Genomic DNA, 20,009 nt, shown 5'->3' with positions numbered 1-20,009 from the left:
GGGAAATCCTTAAAAGCGGTAATTGACGTCGAACAGCACGCGCACTTCCTGCTCGCGCTCACCGTCGTAGGCGCGGCTCAGGGCGGAGATGGCCAGGCCGCCGTCGAAGCGATCGGCGAAACGCAGACGCTGGCCGTAACTGATCAGGCCGACGGCATCGGTACCGTAGCCGCGCTGGCTGTTGCTGCCCGCGCCCAGTTCAGCCTGCTGACTCCAGACCGTCTGGTAACGCCGATACAGGGTGTGCGACAGCTTTACGCTAGGCAGCACACTGAACTCGGCCTCGGGATTGAAGTACGGCACTTCATCCGAGCCACTGTTGCCGCTTACGCCCAGTTCCAGGCCCAGGTCGGCCTGCCAGGTCGGTGCGGTGTAGAAGCGCTGGCTGCCATCAAGCAGCAGGCCATAGCGGTTGTTGCCATCACTGAAATGCGCGGTATTGACCGACGCACGCCACTCGCGTCGCTCATCACCGCGCCAGCGCAGGTAGCCACTCAGGCTGTCGGCCGTGATATCGGCATTCAACGCACGCAACGGCGTATCGCTGGAAAGATGCTGCGCCGACCAGCCGTACTGCCAGTGATCGTCGATATCGTGGCTACCGCTCAGGCGCAACCCCAGCGAGCTGCCATGCCCGAAGTCATGACGCGACATCTCGGCCTCGACGGTGTGGTTGCGTACCCGCCATTCGGCACCGGTGCGCATCCAGCGGTGCTGGCCGCGCCCTTCCTCGAAATCACCAGTGGCATAACCGCCGCCGACAAACAGCCGCCAGTCATCCTGCAAGGGCGCGCTGTACAGGGTGGTGTCGATGCCCAGGTCATGGCCGCCGGAGACACTGCTACCCGAGCCCAGACCACGGTAGCCGGAGACTTGCAGCTCAGCCATATGATGCACCTGGCGCAAGCGCTGCAGCCGTTGCGCCTGCAGACTCTCCGGGTAGCGCTGGATCACATCATCGGCGAGCAGATCCAGCTGTCGCCATTCCTGCAGCTCCAGTGCCGCAAGGCCCTGCTCGACCTCCAGGGCAAGGTTGCGCGGGGCGGTACTTTCCACCACTTTCAACTCATCCTCGGCGCGCCGCGGCCAGCCACGCGCCAGGTACAGGCCGGCGCGCGCGGTGCGCAGCGCACTGTTGTTCGGCGCATTGTCGGCCAGTTGCGCGTAGGCCTGCTCAGCGGCGGGGGTGTCATTCACCTGCAGGTAGGCAGTGGCACGCAACGCCTGAGCTTCCAGCCAGCGTGCATTGGGTTCCGCCTCGGGGTTGCCGAGCAGGTACAGGCGTGGCGGCTGCTGCGCAGCCAACTGCTCGGCCTGTTGCTGCGCGGCGTCCAGCTGTTCGCTTTCCACCAGGGCGTAAAACAGGCTGCGCTGATCTTCCAACCACTCCGGGTGCTTGTCGTCTTCACCGGCCAGGACCTGGCGGTAGAGTTCGGCAGCCTGCTCGGGCTGACGCAGATAGAGCATGGCGGAGGCCACCCAACGCAGTGCATAGCCTGGCAGCTCGACCTGTTCAGTTTGCAACTGCTGGTACTGCGCCAGCACCTCGCGCATCCGCACCCGTGCATGCAACGCCCCCAGGCGGTCGATGCGCACGCGCCGGCTGTCCGCCTCGGCCTCGGGCTGCTCGGCCCAACGCTGCAATAACTGCTCGGCCTCGGCCAGGGCGCGGTCGGCGATCTGAAAGCGCTCGCCTTCGCTGCGCGTGGCCATGTCCGCCAGACGCACCTGCTCAGCGAGCACATCGCCCTGCAACTGACGCACCTGGGCCGCGTCCAGCAGGCCCGAGTAGCGCTGATTCAGGGCCAGGGCCTGCTGTGGCAAGCCGGCACGCTGCAGGCTCAGCAGGTACTCGCGCGCCACATCGGCGCGCCCCGGAGCCAGATCATGGGCGCGGTCGATTTCATGCAGCGCGGCATAGCGCTGACCCGCGCTCAGGTAGGCATAGCCGAGCACCAGGCGGCGTTCGGCATCCTCCGTGGCCTGATTCACCAGCGCCTGGCCCTGAGCAATCGCCGCAGCGTGTTGCCCGGCATCGGCCAGGGTCATGACCTGGCCGAGCAGCAGCCCCTGGTGCTCGGCAAAGCGCGCCAACCCCTGCTGATAAACCGCCAGGGCGGCCGGCCACTGGCGCAGGTTGCGGTAAGCACGCGCGACAACGGCCAGGGCATCGGCCGACAGCATCTGTGCGCTTGCCTGCTGCTCATACAGCGCAACCACTTCTGCGTCCTCACCGGCCCAGCCGGCAATCAGCAGGTGATCATTCAGGTAACGCGGCGATTGCCAGTTGGCCTGCTGCGCGCGCAAAAAACTCAAGGCCGGCTGGTAGTCACCGCTACGCGCACGCTCGAGCAGGGCGTCATAGGCCGGCTGGCCCTGCACCCAGGCGCTGAACAACAAGGCGGAACACAACAGGCTGGTTTTTTCACAAATCAAGCGGCGAGTCGCGCTTACCACTACGCGGCTGGTCTTTACATCTAAGGTCACGGACTACGTCCCTGTATTGACTGGGTTACAACAAGGCACAGGCTGTGCAAAGGCATTTTTTTGACATCGGCGCGCATTATGCCACAGCAAAAGCATTTTTCTGACGCCTTACTGACGAAACGCCAGCAGCAACTCAGACAGATTCATAAGTCACTGATCTGATGAAGAAAGTTTTTTTGACGCTACTGGGATAAACGGTATCTAGACTTACGTCCAATGGCGCAGGCGGCCGCACCAGCCGACCATGGATACTCAAAAAACTGTGAGGCCGCCCATGAGTACACCGGACGCAATTGCTCAGGCAGGCAAGACGGCGGTGCTGCAGAACATCCATGGCACCATGGCCTTTCTGCAGAAATTCCCGCCGTTCAACCAAATGGACACCGCCCACCTGGCGTATCTGGTGGAGAACTGTCAGCTGCGCTTTTATGGCGAAGGCGAAACCATCATCAAGCCGACCGACGGCCCGGTTGAGCACTTCTACATCGTCAAGCAGGGCCGCGTGCATGGCGAGCGCCCGCATTCGGCGCGACGCGGCACGGAAACCACCTTCGAGATCACCACCGGCGAATGCTTCCCGTTGGCCGCACTGATCGGCGAACGCGCCACCCGCACCGAACACCTGGCCGCTGAGGACACCTTCTGCCTGCTGCTGAACAAGCCGGCATTTATCAAGCTGTTCTCGCTGTCCAACCCCCTGCGCGACTTTGCCCTGCGCGGGGTCAGCAGCCTGCTCGACCAGGTCAATCAGCAGGTGCAAATGCGCGCGGTGGAAACCCTCGGCGCGCAATATTCCCTCGACACCCGCCTCGGCCAACTGGCCATGCGCACCCCGATCAGTTGCGCCCCGGACATGCCGCTGCGCGATGCGGTCAAGCTGATGCACGAGCAGCAGGTCGGCAGCATCGTGATCGCTGACCCCAAACTGAAGCCGCTAGGCATCTTCACCCTGCGCGACCTGCGCCGCGTGGTGGCCGATGGCGTCGACCTGACGCAGCCCATCGACCGCCTGATGACCCAATCACCCTTCCACCTGCCGCCGGATGCCAGCGCCTTCGATGCGGCGCTGGCCATGACCGAACGGCATATTGCCCACGTCTGCCTGGTTGAGCATGGCCAGCTGTGCGGGGTAATTTCCGAGCGCGATCTGTTCAGCCTGCAGCGCGTCGACCTGGTGCACCTGGCGCGCACCATTCGCCATGCCGGGCGAGTGGAGACCCTGGCGGCGCTGCGCAGCGATGTGCGGCAACTGGTCGACAGCATGCTCGCCCACGGCGCCAGTTCGACGCAGATCACCCAGCTGATCACCCTGCTCAACGATCACACCGTCTGCCGAGTGATCGAGCTGACTCTGGAAGACCTGGGCGACCCTGGCGTGCCGTTTACCTGGCTGGTATTCGGCAGCGAGGGGCGCAGCGAACAAACTCTGCATACCGATCAGGACAACGGCATTCTCTTCGAAGCCGCTGACGCAGCCGAGGCCGCCGCCATTCGCGCGCGTCTGCTGCCGCTGGCCCAGGAGATCAACCAGCGTCTGGCGCAGTGCGGCTTTACCCTGTGCAAGGGCAATATCATGGCCGGCAACCCCGAGCTGTGCCTGTCGCGTCAGGAGTGGTCACGCCGTTTCAGCAGCTTTGTGCAAGAAGCCACCCCGGAGAACCTGCTGGCTTCGAGCATCTATTTCGATCTGCGCGCCGTATGGGGCGAGACTGAGGGCTGCGAGCAGCTGCGCCAGGGGTTGTTGCTGCAGGTGGCTGGCAATAGCCTGTTCCAGCGCATGCTGGCCGAAAACGCTTTACGCCAGCGGCCACCCGTCGGCATGTTCCGCGACTTCGTGGTGGCGCGCACTGGGGCTGAAAAGGACACCCTGGACCTCAAAGTCCAAGGCCTGACGCCCTTCGTTGACGGCGCCCGCCTGCTCGCCCTGGCTCATGGCGTGCCGGCCTGCAACACCCTCGAACGCCTGCGCGCACTGATTCAGCACGGAGTGATCGAAGCCCAGGATGGCGCAGCTTATGAAGAGGCCTACCACTACATTCAGCAGGCCCGCATGCAACAGCACCAGCTGCAGGCTCGCAATGGCCAGCCCTATTCCAACCGCGTCGATCCCGATAACCTCAACCACCTCGACCGGCGCATCCTGCGTGAATCTTTCCGCCAGGCGCAGCGGCTACAGAGCAGCCTGGCAGTGAGGTACCAACTATGAGCAAGTTCACCTGGTTTAGCGGCCGCGGCCCGGCCCTGACCCAACTGCAGCTGGAGCGGCGCAGCCAACTGGCCGAACCCTGCGCATTGGATGAACGCCCACTGCAGCAACAGCGCTTCGTGATTCTCGATCTGGAAACCAGCGGGCTGAATATGCGCCGCGATCAGGTGCTGTCGATCGGCGCGGTAGTGATCGAAAACGGCGCCATCGACCTTAGCCAGCAATTCGAATGCACCCTGCAACGCGACGGTCATCAGGCCAGCGCCAGCACCCTGATCCACGGCATCGCACCCAATGAGATCGCCAATGGCGAGGATCCAGCAGAAGCCCTGCTGAGCTTTATGGAATTTGTCGGCGACAGTCCGCTGCTAGCCTTCCACGCCGAGTTCGACCAGCGCATGCTCGCTCGCGCGCTCAAGCAAAGCCTGGGCTACCGCTTGCAGCACGCTTTCTTTGACGTTGCCGAAATCGCCCCGCTTCTGTGCCCCAAAGCCAAACTGCCCCACGCCGGGCTGGACGACTGGACGCAGCATTTCGGTCTGCAGGTGCAGCAACGTCACCATGCCAGTGCTGATGCCTTAGTGACTGCCGAGCTGGCGCTGATTCTGTTCAGCAAGGCGCGCCAGCAGCAGCTCGACAACCTGCCGGCACTGCTGCAGCAACTCAACAGCCGCCGCCGCCAACGCGCGCACTCGATGTAAGGGTTGCGTCTACAAATCGCGCATCAGCAGAGCGTATTGCAGCTGCACCTCGGGCGGCACCGGCAGATACAGCACATGGCCGTCGCCGGGCGCAACTGCTACTGCCTGGCCTTGAGGGTTCTCCAGCTGTTCTAGGGTAAAGCGCAGATTACCCTGGGGCGTCATCAGCTCCAGGCCATCGCCGACAGCAAAGCGGTTTTTTACCCGCACCTCGGCCAGCTCACCACGGCGCTCGCCGGTCAGCTCACCGACAAACTGCTGCTGATCCGACACCGAGCTGCCACGCTCGTAGTTCTGATATTCATCGTGCACATGGCGGCGCAGAAAACCCTCGGTGTAACCGCGATGGGCGAGCGATTCCAGAGTGTCCATCAGGCTCTTGTCGAAGGGTTTGCCCGCCAGCGCATCATCAATCGCCTTGCGGTACACCTGAGCGGTGCGCGCCACATAGTAGTGGGACTTGGTGCGCCCTTCGATCTTCAACGAATGCACGCCCATACGCACCAGGCGCTCGACATGCTGCACCGCGCGCAGGTCCTTGGAGTTCATGATGTAGGTGCCGTGTTCGTCCTCGAAGGCGGCCATCTGCTCGCCAGGGCGGCTGGCGTCTTCCAGCAGAAACAGCTGTTCGGTCGGCGCGCCCAAGCCCAGAGTCGGCTCGACCAGTTGTACCACATCGCCCAATTCGCTCTCGACCGCTGGCTTGGCGGCGTATTGCCAGCGGCAGGCATTGGTACAGCTGCCCTGATTGGGGTCACGCTTGTTGATATAGCCCGACAGCAGGCAGCGCCCGGAATAGGCCATGCACAAGGCGCCATGGACGAAGACTTCCAGCTCCATGCCCGGCACTTCACTGCGGATTTCGCCAATTTCCTCCAACGACAGCTCGCGCGACAGGATCACCCGTGAGAGGCCCTGCTGCTTCCAGAACTGCACGCTGGCCCAGTTCACCGCATTGGCCTGCACCGACAGGTGAATCGGCATCTGCGGGAAGTGCTCACGCACCAGCATGATCAAACCGGGGTCGGACATGATCAGCGCATCCGGCCCCATCAGCACCACCGGCAGCAGATCGCGCAGGAAGGTCTTCAGCTTGGCGTTATGTGGCGCGATATTGACCACCACATAGAATTGCTTTCCCTGGGCATGGGCCTCGCGAATGCCCGCCTCAAGGTTGGCGTGGTCGAACTCGTTGTTGCGCACTCGCAGGCTGTAGCGCGGCTGCCCGGCGTACACCGCATCGGCGCCGTAGGCGAAGGCATAGCGCATATTCTTCAGGGTGCCGGCTGGCGAGAGCAGCTCGGGGTAACGCGGAGTCGGTGCCATGGATAAAACGCTCAGCCAACAAGGCCGGCCACTCTAGCGCGCGGACGGTCAGCGGCTATTGATCTGCATCTATGTCATGGCGCTGGCAGGGCACGCGCAACCACCCATCGCGGCAGCGCATCGGCTGATTGCAGCGCAGGGGGCGGCGCTGTCATCATATGCGAATAATTCTTGATTTGTTTCCTATCTACTATTGCGAGGTCCGCGTGTCGGCCGGCGATTCCACCCACCAGCAAGTTGTCGGCCTGTTCTATCGCGATCACCGTGACTGGCTGCTCGGCTGGCTGCGCAAAAGCCTGTACAGCCCGGAACGCGCCGAAGACCTCAGTCAGGACACCTTTGTCCGCCTGCTCGGGCGCAGCGATCTGGACCAGGCCCGCGAGCCGCGCGCGCTGCTGACCACCATCGCCAAGGGACTGCTGATCGATCACTTCCGCCGCAGCGCGCTGGAACGGGCTTACCTCGAAGAACTCGGCCAGCAACCGCACGACGTGCAACCCAGCGCCGAAGAACAGGCGCTGGCCCTGGACGCACTGCGCGAGATCGACCGCCTGCTCGGCCAGCTGTCAAGCAACGCCCGCGCTGCCTTTCTGCATAACCGTCTGGATGGTATGGGCCACGCGGAAATCGCCGAGCGCCTCGGCGTTTCCGTCTCTCGCGTGCGCCAGTATCTGGCTCAGGGGCTGCGCCAGTGCTACATCGCCCTGTACGGAGAGCCGCAATGAGCGCGGTATCGGCCCAGGTGCTGGATGCCGCCATCGAATGGCAACTGTGCCTGGACTCAGGCACGGTCAGCGCGGAACAACAGCATGCGTTCGCCGCATGGCTGGCGGCGCATCCCGAACATGCGCGGGTCTGGCAGCAGCTCAATGGCCTGGATATCCGCCTGGCTTCGGCCGCCGCAGCGCCGGCGCGGCAAGCCTTGCTGCACAGTGCACGCAGCAAAGGTCTACGGCGTGTGGGCGGCACCGCACTCGGCCTGCTGCTGAGCAGCGCCCTGGCGCTCGGCCTGTTGGCGCAGCAACGCCCGCTTGGCGATTACCTGGCCGACGAACACACTGGCCGTGGCGAACAGCGCGAACTGCTGCTCAGCGACCACAGCCTGGTGCGCCTGAACAGCGCCAGCGCCGTGGACATCGAATTCAGCGACAGTCAGCGCGCGGTGCGCCTGCACAGCGGTGAAATCCTCGTGCAGACCGCGCACGGCGACTCGCGCCCCTTTGTGGTGCTGACTGAGCACGGCAGCCTGCGCGCCCTCGGCACACGCTTTCTGGTGCGCCGCGAAGGCACCAGCACACGCCTGACCGTGCTGCAGTCGGCCGTCGCCGCACAACCGGCCGAAGGCAGCAGCGAACGGATTATCCACAGCGGCGAACAAGTGCTGATGCAACGCCAGCGCCTTGGCAGCGTGCTGCCTGCGCCACTCAGCGCGGCGGCCTGGAGCCACGGCATGCTGGTGGCCGACAACCTGCGCCTGGAAGACCTGCTCAACGCCCTCGGCGAATACCGCAGCGGCTACCTGGGCCTCGACCCGAGCCTGGTCGACCTGCGCATCAGCGGCAGCTTCCCCCTGCACGACAGCGACAAGGCCCTGGCCGCACTACCGCCGAGTTTGCCGGTGAAAATCGAACGCGTTGGCAACTGGTGGGCCAAGGTTGTACCTACTGCGCAGTAAGCGGCCGCCTAAAAAAGACGGACACCCCCCTCCCACAAAGAACCGGCGCCCAGTTAAGGATCGACAGCAGCGCCTTAAAATCTCGCTAAAAAATAATTTCAAACAGCCCTGTCACTTTTCCATTCTGCTTCGGCAACAGGTCATTGAGATGCATTCCCGCTTAGGAGAGTTTCGTAATGACCCGCGCCCTGCCCCTGTTTCGCCCCGGCCTGCTGGCGGCTGCCATCAGCCTCGCCAGCGTCTGCACACCAGCCCTGGCGGATAGCTACCAGCTGCCGGCTGCGCCCCTGGCCAGCACCCTGACGCAGATCGCCAGCCAGGCCGGCATCGTCCTGAGCATCGACCCGGCGCTGACCGCAGGCAAGCAATCGGCCCCGGTGACAGGTGATTACGACGCCCTCGACGCCCTGCACCAGGCGCTGCAAGGCAGCGGCCTGCAGCTACAACAGAACAGCGCCGGCAGCTACAGCCTGGCGCCCGTGCCGCAAGCCGCTGTGGCCTTGCCGGACGTTACAGTGACCGCCGCACAGAATGTGGAAAGCGCCTGGGGCCCTGCGCCCGGCTACCTGGCCTCACGCACCGCGGCCGGTAGCAAGACCGACACACCCCTGCTGGAAGCACCGCGCTCGATCTCGGTGGCCACCCGCGAGCAGATGCAGGACCGCCAGGTGCAGAACCTGGATGATGCCGTGCGCTACATGCCTGGCGTGGTTGCCAGCAGTTATGGCAGCGACAGCCGCGCCGACTGGATGAAGATTCGCGGTTTCGAGCCCATCCAGATGCTCGACGGCCTGCCACTGCCCAAGGGCAGCTACACCATGGCCAAGCTGGAAACCTGGAACCTGGAACGCGTCGCCGTACTGCGCGGCCCGGCCTCGGCCGTGTATGGCCAGACCCCGCCAGGCGGCCTGGTGGATGCCGTCAGCCGCCGCCCGCAGGCCGAAAGCAGCCATGAAGTACAGGTGCAAGTCGGTAACTACAACCACAAGCAGATCAGCTTCGATAGCACCGGCAAGATCGACGATGAAGGTCGCTTCCTCTACCGTCTCAGCGGTACTGGCCGTGACAGTGGCACCGTTATCGAGCACATGGACGACCAGCGTTTCAACCTCGCGCCCAGCCTGACGTGGAACATTGCCGACGACAGCAAACTGACCTTCCTCGGCCAGTTCAACCGTGACGATACCGGCGGCACCAGCCAGTTCCTGCCGCTGCAAGGCACCCGGCTGAGCACCCCAGCTGGCAAGGTCGACTACAACAAGAACCTTGGCGACCCTGACTGGGAGTTCTACGACAAGACGTTCTACGCACTGGGTTACGCCTTCGAGCACCGCATCAACGACATCTGGCAGTTCAATCAGAACCTGCGCTATAGCAAGCTCGAACTGGATAACCAGATCATCACCGCTGGCGGCTGGGCCACTGCGGTGGCCGATGACGGCACGGTGGCGCGTGGTGCTAACGTTTACGACGAAAACATCAGCCACTTCGCTGTGGACAACAACTTCCAGGCTGATTTCAACACGGACGCAATCGGCCACACACTGTTGCTCGGCGTCGACTATCTGCGCGTCAACACCGATTACCGCTGGCTGTACGGCACGGCTCCCAGCAGCAACATCATTCGCCCGATTTACGGCCAAGACTTCAGCGGTGTCGCCTACACGGCTTTTCAGAACTACAACCAGAAGCGCACAAGCACCGGCCTCTATCTGCAGGATCAGATGGCTCTCGACGCCTGGCGTCTGACCCTGGGCGGCCGCTGGGACAAACTGGATACCGACTCGGTGTTCTACAACGCCAACGATGCCCAAGACAGCCGTCGCGACAGCCAGTTCAGCGGTAACGCAGCACTGAGCTACGTGTTCGATTCCGGCTTCACCCCATACATTTCCTACGCCGAATCCTTTCAGGCAGAAGCGGGTGGCAGTGAAGGCAAAGCATTCCAGCCGAGCACAGGCAAACAGTATGAACTGGGGATCAAGTATCAGCCGCCTGGCAGCGACATGCTGTTCACCGCTGCGGCTTATGACCTGAAACGGCAGAACATCGTCAGCACCAACACGTTGGGGGCCACCCAGCCCCTGGAGGAAGTGCAAGTTCGTGGTTTCGAGCTGGAAGCGATCGGCAACGTGACCGCAAACTTCACGCTGACCGCCTCTTACACCTACGCCAACAGCAAGATGACCAAAGTCGGTGATCCTCGCGACAAGAACCGCGCGCTGCCGCTGACCCCCGAGCATCAAGCGGCAATCTGGGCCGACTATGACTGGACCGCAGGTCCGCTGGCCGGCTTTGGTGTTGGCTTCGGCGCGCGCTACGTCAGCGCTACCGACAACATTTCTGTCGGCAGCATCGGCTTTGTGCGTGACACATCAGATGGCCATTCCAGCGCTTACACCGTCTACGACGCCGCCGTGCGTTACGACCTCGGCCACCTCGACAGCAGCCTGAATGGCGCCAGCGTGGCACTTAACGCCAGCAACCTGTTCGACAAGGAATACCTGGCCACCTGCGACGGTTTTTACTGCTATGCCGGCGATTCTCGCCGCGTGACCGCCAGCCTCAACTACGCCTGGTAAGCACCACCGTCGCAACCCTGCGCCGCCATACCGGGCGGCGTAGGCATTTCTGGATATGCCGATGAAAGCCACCACCATCCGCCGCTGGTCTGCCGTGCACACCTGGACCAGCCTGATCTGCACCCTGTTTCTGCTGATGCTGGCCCTCACCGGGCTGCCGCTGATCTTCCACCACGAGCTGGAGCACCTGCTCGGTGAGGCGCCAGAGCTGCGCGAGTTGCCCGCCGACACACCACACCTAAGCCTGCAGCAGCTGGTCGAAGCGGCCGAGCGTCATCGACCGGGCGAAGTGGTGCAGTACTTCGGCTTCGAGGACGACGAGCCCAACGGCGTGGTGGCGATTACCGCCGCCACCGCTGGCACCGAACCGAACTCTTCGCACACCTTTATGCTCGATGCCCGCAGCGGCGAGGCGGTTGAAATGCCGGCGGCCAATGGCGGCCTGCTGATGGTCATTCTGCGTTTGCACGTGGACATGTTCGCCGGTTTGCCGGGCAAGCTGTTGCTGGCGTTTATGGGCGTACTGTTCGTGGTGGCGATCATCTCCGGCGTGGTGCTCTACGCACCGTTTATGCGCCGGCTGAAATTCGCCGAAGTGCGCCATGAGAAATCCACCCGCACACGCTGGCTCGACCTGCACAACCTGATCGGCATCGTCACCCTGACCTGGGCGCTGGTGGTGGGCGTGACCGGGGTGATCAGCGCCTGCGCCGATCTGCTAATCAGCGCCTGGCGCACCGAAGCCCTGGCCGCGATGGTCGCACCTTACCGCGACGCGCCGCCGTTAACCGAGCGTGCACCAGTCAATCAGGTGCTGACGATTGCCGCGCAAGCCACGCCGGGGATGCAGCCGGACTTTATCGCCTTCCCCGGCACGCGCTTCTCCAGCGAGCATCACTACAGCGTGTTTATGAAGGGCAATACGCACCTCACCGCGCACCTGTGGACACCGGTGCTGATCGATGCGCGCAGTCTGCAAGTCACCGCCATCGGTCAGCGGCCCTGGTATATGGATGCGCTGTCGATGTCGCAACCGCTGCACTTTGGCGACTACGGCGGCATGCCGATGAAAGTGCTCTGGGCGGTGCTGGATGTGCTGACCATTATCGTGCTCGGCAGCGGCCTATACCTCTGGTGGGTACGCCGGCGCACTCCAGCCGTACAACGTGAGCGCGCGGAGGCAACAGCATGAACTGGCGCCAATCGACCTTCGCCCTGCCGCTGCTGATTAGTCTGCTTAGCGCCATCGGTCTGATCAGTGCACTGCTCGGTGATGGCGGCTGGGATGCCGTGGCCTGGCTTGGCCTCGGCTTACCGGCCCTACTTGGCTGCTTGCCGTTGCTGCAGCGCAGCCAAACCCGGCGCCCTTAGCCCTGAACGAAGCCAGGGCTAGCCGATGATTAGCAAGGGGAATTGACGATGCAGCGGTGCTACTGGCAAACCTGTCGGTAGAGCACATCCTCTTTAGCGACGACCTTCAACTGATCCAGCAGCGGCTTTTTCTCTACATCCAAGGGCAGCAGCTCTGCCGTGCTGCAATTGAGCAAATGCGCCTGATGGCTGACATGGTCGATGTGCTGCTTCTCGAAGCGGTACAGGTTAAAGGCGCTGATCACGCCACCCTCGGTGTCCTGGCGCTGCACGCTTTTGCTGTCGAGCACGGTGAACGCCGTGGTCATCGGCCAGTAAAACGTCCAGGGTCGCCAGAACACCTCGCCGTTTTCGCTGGCTACCAGCACCGACTCTGCTGGCTGACGCTGCAGCTGGTGCTCGAACCAGGAATACTCGTAGTAAATCTGGTAGCTCAACATGCCCAAACCGCCAAACGCCGGAATGATCCACTTCGGCAAGCGGTTGCGCGTCAGTTTGCGCAGCAGCATGGCAATACCAGCCGCCCCCAGCCCTGACACCACGATGGCAAGTATTGTCCACAGCATTGAATGACTCCCGATAATAAAAGCCTGGCGCAATTGGTAACGTTGCGCCGCGACGCACCCACGTGTGGGCGCCATGGATAGCTGGAAATAAAACGGGCCTCCTAAGGAGGCCCGCTGGTAAGACCCTGATCAAACATGATCCGGGGGATTATGCTCAGTGGCTCAACGCGCCACCAGCACCTTTGGGAGTACGTACGCTTTCCACCAGCTCCTGAATCTCCTTCGGCGGCGCAACGGTCGCAAGCGACACGGCGTAGGCAACCGCGAAGTTGATCAGAGCACCCACAGTGCCAATGGACAGCGGCGAGATGCCGAACATCCAGTTATCCGGAGTGTTGGCGAAGGTCGCCGTGCCAGGGATGAAGAACCAACCCAGGTACAGGAAGATGTAAACGACGGTGAACACCAGGCCGACCAGCATGCCGGCAATCGCGCCCTTGTCGTTTACCCGCTTGGAGAAGATCCCCATCATCAGCGCCGGGAACAGCGTGGCCGCGGCTATACCGAAGGCCAGCGCCACCACCTGCGCCGCAAAGCCGGGCGGATTGAGCCCCAGCCAGGTGGCCAACAGGATCGCGATGGCCATGGAGATCCGCGCCGCGCGCATTTCGTTCTTCTCGCTGATCTTCGGATTTATCAGCGTCTTGATCAGGTCATGACTCACGGCTGAGGAAATAGCCAGCAGCAAACCGGCAGCCGTCGACAACGCGGCGGCAATGGCACCCGCTGCAATTAGGCCAATAACCCAGCCCGGCAGGTTGGCGATTTCCGGGTTAGCCAGTACCAGAATGTCGTTGTTAACGGTCAACTCATTGCCTTTCCAGCCACGGGTTTCAGCAGTTGGGGTGAAGGCTGGAGCAGCATCGTTGTACAGCTGAACACGACCATCGCTGTTCTTGTCTTCCCAAGTGATCAGACCGGTTTTTTCCCAGTTCTTCACCCACTCAGGACGCTCTTCATACGCCAGCGCTGGCGCTTCGACACCCTGCGGATAGATGGTGGTCATCAGGTTCAAACGTGCCATGGACGCCACAGCCGGAGCAGTGAGGTACAGCAGGGCGATAAAGATCAGGGTCCAGCCAGCCGACCAACGTGCGTCAGCGACTTTCGGCACGGTGAAGAAGCGAATGATTACGTGCGGCAGACCGGCCGTACCAATCATCAGCGACATGGTAAACAGCACCATGTTCAGCTTGTTGGTGACATCTGCGGTGTAATCGGTAAAGCCCAGACCCGCAACGACTTCATTGAGTTTCTGCAGCAGCGGCACGCCTGACTCAGTGTGCTCGCTGAACATGCCGAACATCGGAATCGGATTGCCCGTCAGTTGCAGGGAGATGAATACCGCCGGAATGGTGTAAGCAATGATCAACACCACGTACTGGGCAACCTGGGTATAGGTAATGCCCTTCATCCCGCCGAACACCGCGTAGCAGAACACCACGCCAGCCGCGATCCAGATACCGGTGGAGTTGCTCACTTCGAGGAAGCGCGAGAACGCCACGCCCGCACCGGCCATCTGACCGATCACGTAGGTCACGCAGATGATGATCAGGCAGACCACTGCAGCCAGACGTGCACCGTTGCTGTAGAAGCGATCACCGATAAAATCCGGCACAGTGAACTTGCCGAATTTGCGCAGGTACGGCGCCAGCAGCATGGCGAGCAGCACATAGCCACCGGTCCAGCCCATCAGGAAGGTAGAGTTGGCATAACCACCGGCAGCGATCAGGCCCGCCATGGAAATAAACGACGCCGCAGACATCCAGTCAGCTGCAGTTGCCATACCGTTGGTCACGGGATGAACACCACCGCCGGCGACGTAGAATTCCTTGGTCGAGCCGGCACGTGCCCAGACAGCGATGCCGAAGTAGAGCGCGAAGGAAGCGCCCACAAACAGCATATTGATTACAAACTGGCTCATGGATTATTCCTCGACACCGAATTGTTTATCGAGTTTGTTCATTTTCCAGGCGTAGAAGAAAATGATCCCGATAAAGGTGATGATCGAACCTTGCTGGGCGAACCAGAAGCCAAGGTCGGTACCGCCGACAGAAATACCTGCCAGCATCGGTCGAAGAAGTATGGCGAAGCCGTAAGACACCAGGGCCCAGACAATCAGGCTCCAGGTAATCAGCCGAACATTCGCCTTCCAGTACGCTGCAGCGTTAGCTTGATCAGAAGTCATAAACTCCTCCGGTTATTGTTATTCTCATGCACCTTCAAGCTAGCAGCAGGCCACTATGGCCGACAGATAGACATTGGTATTAGCCGTCTTACACCACCATAAGTGCAGCGTTTTTTATCGCTTTAACAGGCACTTGGAACTACACCGGAAAGCCCCCCAAAAAGCGGGAATAACTTTGTTCTAAGAGTAAGGCAGGTACATGCCTGTTGCGGGCACGCTATGAGCAGCATGGGTACCCCCTGCTGCGCAATATCGAAGCGGTTTCACGCCCCTTTAGACGGGTGAAAACTCGATTGGTAGAAGGTAACGCTGCTCGTCGTACTCGATGCGAAACTGCACTCGGCGCGTGCTTTCTTCTACCGTTTCACATTCCCCGGCCACCTCAGCCACGCGGCGTTCGACTCGGCTCTGCTTAAGCAGCAAGTCGTGATAACCCATGTTCCCCGGACGTTCGGTGATGATCAGCAGGCCCTTGGTATCACTGAACTCTCCTGCGCAATGGGTATCCCACTCTCCCCCCGAGCGATCAATCACCAGCTCGCTCAGCACCGGGCGCAGACGCTGCGACTGCAGCTCATAGAGACTCAGCGAGGTTTCATAGAAGGGATTGGGGCGCGACATATTTCGACGTTTGATGCGGATACCGAAAGCTAAATCGCCCTCGCGCAAACGATAGGGAGCGGTATCGAATTCCAATCCATCGACAAATATCGCATCCCAGTCCAGCAGGTTCGGCTCAACATGGCGCGCGACAATAGCCTGGCTGGCAGTGTCCAGCACTAGTACCTCAAGATCACTGTAGCCATATCCATCATCCTCGGCACGCACCAGCGATGCCGCTAACAAGGTCAGGTGCGGGCGCGCCGGCCAGACCTTGCAGATGCTCAGCTCGGTACTGATCCGATAAGTACCTCGCTCGTCACCCAGCAGTTGACCTTGTACATGGCCTGGGTATGCCTGCTCGAGCAATGCAGGTAAGTGTTGTTGACAGTCATCGGCTCGCGCCGAGCCCACCATTAACAAGCAACACAGTGCTGCGGCGAAAGTTATGCGGTTCATCCCTGAGCTCCTTTTGATAATCCAGCGGCCAGTCTAAACCCGACGCGTCACAAGGCCCATGCTGGGCGTCACGGAACAACCGCGCAATCCGCCGCGCCAGCAGATGCCCGGCACGCGACTCTTCGCGTAAACCGATATGCCCGCTCATCGCACATACCACAGACGAAAAAAACCAAACGCCAGCAGCAGGCCCACCTGGCCAAGCGCCGTGCACAGGCTGAGAAAGGACTGCACCTCGCGGTTCTGCGCGGCGTTGGACAGGCCAGTCAGGCTCTCCCAGAAGGTTTCTGGCAATAGCACCAGGCTCAATTGCGCCAGGGGTTGTCCGGTCAACTGCAAGCCTTTGATCAGGTCAAACTGGCCACAGAACATCAGGCCCAGCAGCACCATAAAGGCCACCGCCAACCCCAGGGCGAAACAAGCAGATAACTGCAGCAATAAACGCATCATGTTCGACTCCCGCACAGGTAAAAGAGCGGCGCAGGCGGGGCCTGCGCCGTTATTCCTCAAAGGTCGCTGGCTGGACTGGCTGGGCTGACCAGCGGCAAGCGACCGACGCCGTACCAGTCGAGTTTGCGGGTCAGCACCATCACCCCGGCGAGCACACCGAACACCAGCACCGAGCCCATCAGCAGGGCGTAGTCCTCAGCCCCGAGCAAACCGAACAACATGCCGTAGAGCAGCGCCAGCAGGGCGCCGAAGCCCACCCCGCGCAGGGCGCTGTGCAGCACGTAACTGACGTAGAAGCCGATCAGCAGCACACAGGCGGTCGCGGCAATACCGTAGGCCAGGGCAAAACTCAGGTGCTCGGACAGCGACAGCAACAACAGGTAGAACAGTGCCAGCGACATGCCCACCAGGGCGTACTGCACCGGGTGCACAGCCATACGTTTGAGCACTTCAAAGAGGAAGAACACGGCAAAGGTCAGGCCGATAAACAGCAGCGCGTATTTGATCGCCCGCTCGGTCTTCAAGTACTGGTCCACCGGGTCGACAAAGCTCACACCGAAGTTGCGGGCGGTCAGCGCATTACAGCTGTCACCGCGTACACAGTCGGCCAGCGCCTCTTCCAGGTTGGTGGCGAAGAAGCTGGTCTGCCAGTGCGCCTTGAAGCCCTTGTCTGACACTTCACGGCTGCTCGGCAGGTACTCGCCGACAAAGCTCGGATGCGGCCAGCCGGAGGTCAGCTCGACCCGGCTGTCACGGCCTACCGGGGTGATGCTCAGCTGCTCGGTGCCCTGCAATTTCAGATCGAAAGCGAACTCCAGAGTCTGCCCGCCCTGGGTATCCAGTGCCGGCAGCGGGGCATGCACACCGGCGCCGAAACGCTCCTCGGCGCTACCGGGGGCAAAGCTCAGGTTCATGCCGTTGAAGCGCAGCTGCAGGTCATTGCTGATGCCACGGATATCGCTGATGCCGACCGAGAGGAAGGGCCGGTCGAACTGGTACAGCCCCAGCTCATCACCCAGCCCCAGACGCGCCGGCAGCTTGAATGCGCCACTGATCTGGTTGTCGCTGCGGTACAGCAGCGCCTTGTAGATGCCGCGCGCACGCTCCTCGGTGGAGACATGGCCATTAAGCACAAAGCGCTCCGGCAGGAAGTACAGACGGCCGCGGCTCTTTTGCTCTTCCAGGTAACGCTCGCCGGTCTTGGCGTGGGTTTTCCACTGGTTCCACACCTTGGTGTAAGGCATCACCAGAATCGGCCCGGTGAGTTGCTGGCGGTAGCTGGAACTGCGCGCAATGTCCTGCAGCACCTCGGCGCGCTGATACTGCCGCTCACTCACCAGCCCGCCGATCATCGATAGCGGGACCAGCAATAACAAAATCAGCAGGGCAATAGCGCCCAGCTTGAAACCCAGAATGCGGCTCATGGTGAAACTCTCCGATACGGTTTAGGTAGGCAGAGTCTGGGCGGCGCAAATGGTGGCTTTATGGAGGGCAGATGGAGAGTGTGTGGAGATCGATCTGCCACAACGTGCAAGTGACTTCGGCGGCAGACACCAGCGACCGTTCGTCCATTCCACTGGAAGCCAGATTTTTCTGCACTAAAGTGCTAACTCACTTGTTGCTCACAAGGCGACTGGTAGCGGCTTCAACAAGATTTATCCAATCTGATAAGGGACAGTCATGAATAAGCGCCAATGGACTTGCGCGGCCAGCGCACTATTAATGCTCGGTAGCAGCAACGTATTCGCCCACGGCTATATCAAACAACCTGAAGCACGCGGCTATCTGTGCAAGCTGGGTGAAAACAGCCAATGCGGCGCCGTGCAATGGGAACCGCAAAGCCTCGAAGGCTACTCCGGCTTCCCGCAAAACGGCCCCGCCGATGGGCAGATTGCCAGTGCCGGCCTGGCACAGTTCTCCCCCCTCAATGAACAGACCGTCAGCCGCTGGGCCAAGCGCCCAATCACCGCAGGCCTAACGAACTTCACCTGGCGCTTTACCGCCAACCACGCCACACGCAACTGGCGCTACTACATCACCCGCCCCGACTGGCTGGCCAATCAGCCGTTAAACCGCGCCGCGTTCGAGCTGGTGCCGTTCTGCGTAGTCGATGGCGGCATGCAACAGCCGCCACAGGAGGTCACCCATAACTGCGATGTACCGCCGCGCGAGGGTTACCAGGTGATCCTCGGGGTGTGGGAGGTGGGTGATACGCCGATGAGTTTCTACAACGTGATGGATGTGCAGTTCGGCGATGTGACAACGCCACCCGATCCATCCGCCTGGCAAGCCAAAGGCATGCTCTACCCCTCGGTGGATCTGCACGTCGGCGACCAGGCGATGACCCGGGTATTCGATGCCAGCGGCGAGCGCAGCGACTTGCAGACCCGCCTGCAGATTGAAACCAGCGAACAGGGCCCACGCAACCAGTGGACCTATCTGCTGGCCAGCCGCATCAACCAGCAGCAGAGCCAGCTCAAGGCCGGTCAGCGCGGCAGCGACGGTGCCATCTCGCCGGTGTACGGCCAGAACAGCCTGTTTGCCCGCGCCGACAGCGGCATCCAGCGCATCGAGGTGCAGATCGACAAGGCCCCTGCGCCGGACCACGACCTGCTGGTCGATGGTCTGCAGCCCAGCTATCGCATCCGTGGCGGCCAGCTGCGCCTCGAGTTCAACGTCACCGCCGTGGGGGCGCTACAGATCAGCAGCTACGTCTATGACCACGACGGCAACGCCAAAGGCTTTGCCGCAACCGAACTGGCCAACGGCAGCCAGCCCTTGAGCATCAATGTCGACAGCCCTGTACCCGGCCATCACCAACTGGTGGTCAGTGGCAAGGTCGCTGGTAGCGAGCAAGTACTGCAGAAAACCTTCGACATGATGTTCGTCGCAGACGATGGCAGCGCCAGCTACGACTTCACCTTCCCGGACGGTCTGCGCAGTTACACGGCCGGCACCCGGGTGCTGCAACCCAAGACGGGACAGCTGTATCAGTGTCGTCCCTTTCCTCAGAGTGGCTATTGCACGCAATGGTCAGCCGCCTCGACCCAGTTCGAGCCCGGCATCGGTAGCCATTGGCAAGACGCCTGGATAGCCGACTGAGATAAGCGCCGCGCCCGCCGGGCTGTTTGGCCGGCGCGGACACCCCATCCCCCTGAACACACGTACGACACAGGCGCATGCACTGCGCCTTGGCGTATGTCTTTGTGGAGCCGCAGGTATGCCCAGGCACTGACGTATAGGCACTCACCCCGCGTTGTGCGCATCACAACACTGACCCCGAGCCGGTATAGCGGCGCTCGGAGACAGCTAGCAAACAGTGCGCTTCACTACCCCTTCTCGGCATCTGAATGGGCGGCACGCTATCGATTTAAGTATTTGATTTAATTGATTATTTT

The 20,009-nt window shown here is 61.6% G+C and carries 16 protein-coding genes; 8 read left to right on the top strand and 8 right to left on the bottom strand.

Going from position 1 to position 20,009, the window contains the following annotated elements:
• Positions 1-9: 9 nt before the first annotated feature.
• A complete protein-coding gene (gene pgaA, locus RHP75_RS02460; RefSeq protein WP_409079716.1) occupies positions 10-2,457 on the bottom strand; it encodes a poly-beta-1,6 N-acetyl-D-glucosamine export porin PgaA in 2,448 nt (815 codons plus the stop codon).
• 304 nt (positions 2,458-2,761) lie between these two features.
• On the opposite strand from pgaA, the gene RHP75_RS02455 reads away from it, so the two are divergent.
• Complete coding sequence (locus RHP75_RS02455) at positions 2,762-4,693, top strand: putative nucleotidyltransferase substrate binding domain-containing protein (protein WP_311090326.1); 1,932 nt, start codon at positions 2,762-2,764, stop codon at positions 4,691-4,693.
• Positions 4,690-5,394: a 3'-5' exonuclease gene (locus RHP75_RS02450; protein WP_311090325.1), complete on the top strand. Its 705-nt coding sequence runs from the start codon at positions 4,690-4,692 to the stop codon at positions 5,392-5,394. The genes RHP75_RS02455 and RHP75_RS02450 overlap by 4 nt, the downstream gene beginning before the upstream one ends.
• A 9-nt stretch (positions 5,395-5,403) precedes the next feature.
• Here the strand turns inward: RHP75_RS02450 and yegQ are convergent, their stop codons facing one another.
• Positions 5,404-6,720, bottom strand: coding sequence for a tRNA 5-hydroxyuridine modification protein YegQ (gene yegQ, locus RHP75_RS02445; RefSeq protein ID WP_311090324.1), 1,317 nt, complete (start codon positions 6,718-6,720; stop codon positions 5,404-5,406).
• A 206-nt stretch (positions 6,721-6,926) separates the two neighbouring features.
• Here yegQ and RHP75_RS02440 point away from each other — a divergent pair, with 206 nt between their 5' ends.
• The 5 genes from RHP75_RS02440 to RHP75_RS02420 all read left to right on the top strand — a co-directional run bounded on the left by RHP75_RS02440 (position 6,927) and on the right by RHP75_RS02420 (position 12,348).
• Positions 6,927-7,445, top strand: a complete 519-nt coding sequence (locus RHP75_RS02440; protein WP_311090323.1) for an RNA polymerase sigma factor — start codon at positions 6,927-6,929, stop codon at positions 7,443-7,445.
• Positions 7,442-8,395 carry a FecR family protein gene (locus RHP75_RS02435; RefSeq protein ID WP_311090322.1) on the top strand — a complete coding sequence of 318 codons (954 nt, stop codon included), beginning with the start codon at positions 7,442-7,444 and terminating at the stop codon, positions 8,393-8,395. The genes RHP75_RS02440 and RHP75_RS02435 overlap by 4 nt, the downstream gene beginning before the upstream one ends.
• 176 nt (positions 8,396-8,571) lie before the next feature.
• Positions 8,572-10,977: a TonB-dependent siderophore receptor gene (locus tag RHP75_RS02430; RefSeq protein WP_311090321.1), complete on the top strand. Its 2,406-nt coding sequence runs from the start codon at positions 8,572-8,574 to the stop codon at positions 10,975-10,977.
• A 61-nt stretch (positions 10,978-11,038) separates the two neighbouring features.
• Positions 11,039-12,169, top strand: a complete 1,131-nt coding sequence (locus RHP75_RS02425; protein ID WP_311090320.1) for a PepSY-associated TM helix domain-containing protein — start codon at positions 11,039-11,041, stop codon at positions 12,167-12,169.
• Complete coding sequence (locus RHP75_RS02420; protein WP_311090318.1) at positions 12,166-12,348, top strand: hypothetical protein; 183 nt, start codon at positions 12,166-12,168, stop codon at positions 12,346-12,348. Before RHP75_RS02425 ends, RHP75_RS02420 begins: the two co-directional genes overlap by 4 nt.
• Before the next feature lie 59 nt (positions 12,349-12,407).
• Here RHP75_RS02420 and RHP75_RS02415 read toward each other — a convergent pair whose 3' ends face one another.
• The 6 genes from RHP75_RS02415 to creD form a co-directional block, all read right to left on the bottom strand.
• On the bottom strand, positions 12,408-12,914 hold the full coding sequence (locus RHP75_RS02415) for a hypothetical protein (protein WP_311090317.1): 507 nt from the start codon (positions 12,912-12,914) through the stop codon (positions 12,408-12,410).
• A gap of 154 nt (positions 12,915-13,068) precedes the next feature.
• Entirely contained in the window at positions 13,069-14,838 is a 1,770-nt protein-coding gene (locus tag RHP75_RS02410; protein ID WP_311090316.1) for a sodium:solute symporter family protein, read from the bottom strand.
• A gap of 3 nt (positions 14,839-14,841) precedes the next feature.
• Complete coding sequence (locus RHP75_RS02405) at positions 14,842-15,102, bottom strand: DUF4212 domain-containing protein (RefSeq protein WP_160089562.1); 261 nt, start codon at positions 15,100-15,102, stop codon at positions 14,842-14,844.
• A 273-nt stretch (positions 15,103-15,375) separates the two neighbouring features.
• Positions 15,376-16,161, bottom strand: a complete 786-nt coding sequence (locus RHP75_RS02400) for a hypothetical protein (protein ID WP_311090315.1) — start codon at positions 16,159-16,161, stop codon at positions 15,376-15,378.
• A 144-nt stretch (positions 16,162-16,305) separates the two neighbouring features.
• Entirely contained in the window at positions 16,306-16,611 is a 306-nt protein-coding gene (locus tag RHP75_RS02395; RefSeq protein ID WP_311090314.1) for a hypothetical protein, read from the bottom strand.
• Positions 16,612-16,667: 56 nt separating this feature from the next.
• On the bottom strand, positions 16,668-18,035 hold the full coding sequence (creD, locus tag RHP75_RS02390; RefSeq protein ID WP_311090312.1) for a cell envelope integrity protein CreD: 1,368 nt from the start codon (positions 18,033-18,035) through the stop codon (positions 16,668-16,670).
• A 256-nt stretch (positions 18,036-18,291) separates the two neighbouring features.
• Between creD and gbpA the strand changes: the two genes are divergently transcribed.
• On the top strand, positions 18,292-19,713 hold the full coding sequence (gbpA, locus tag RHP75_RS02385; protein WP_311090311.1) for an N-acetylglucosamine-binding protein GbpA: 1,422 nt from the start codon (positions 18,292-18,294) through the stop codon (positions 19,711-19,713).
• Positions 19,714-20,009 lie beyond the last annotated feature (296 nt).

The sequence above is a fragment of the Pseudomonas sp. SG20056 genome, from assembly GCF_031764535.1.
Taxonomy (GTDB): Bacteria; Pseudomonadota; Gammaproteobacteria; order Pseudomonadales; family Pseudomonadaceae; genus Aquipseudomonas.
This window is presented reverse-complemented; position numbering and strand designations above follow the sequence as displayed.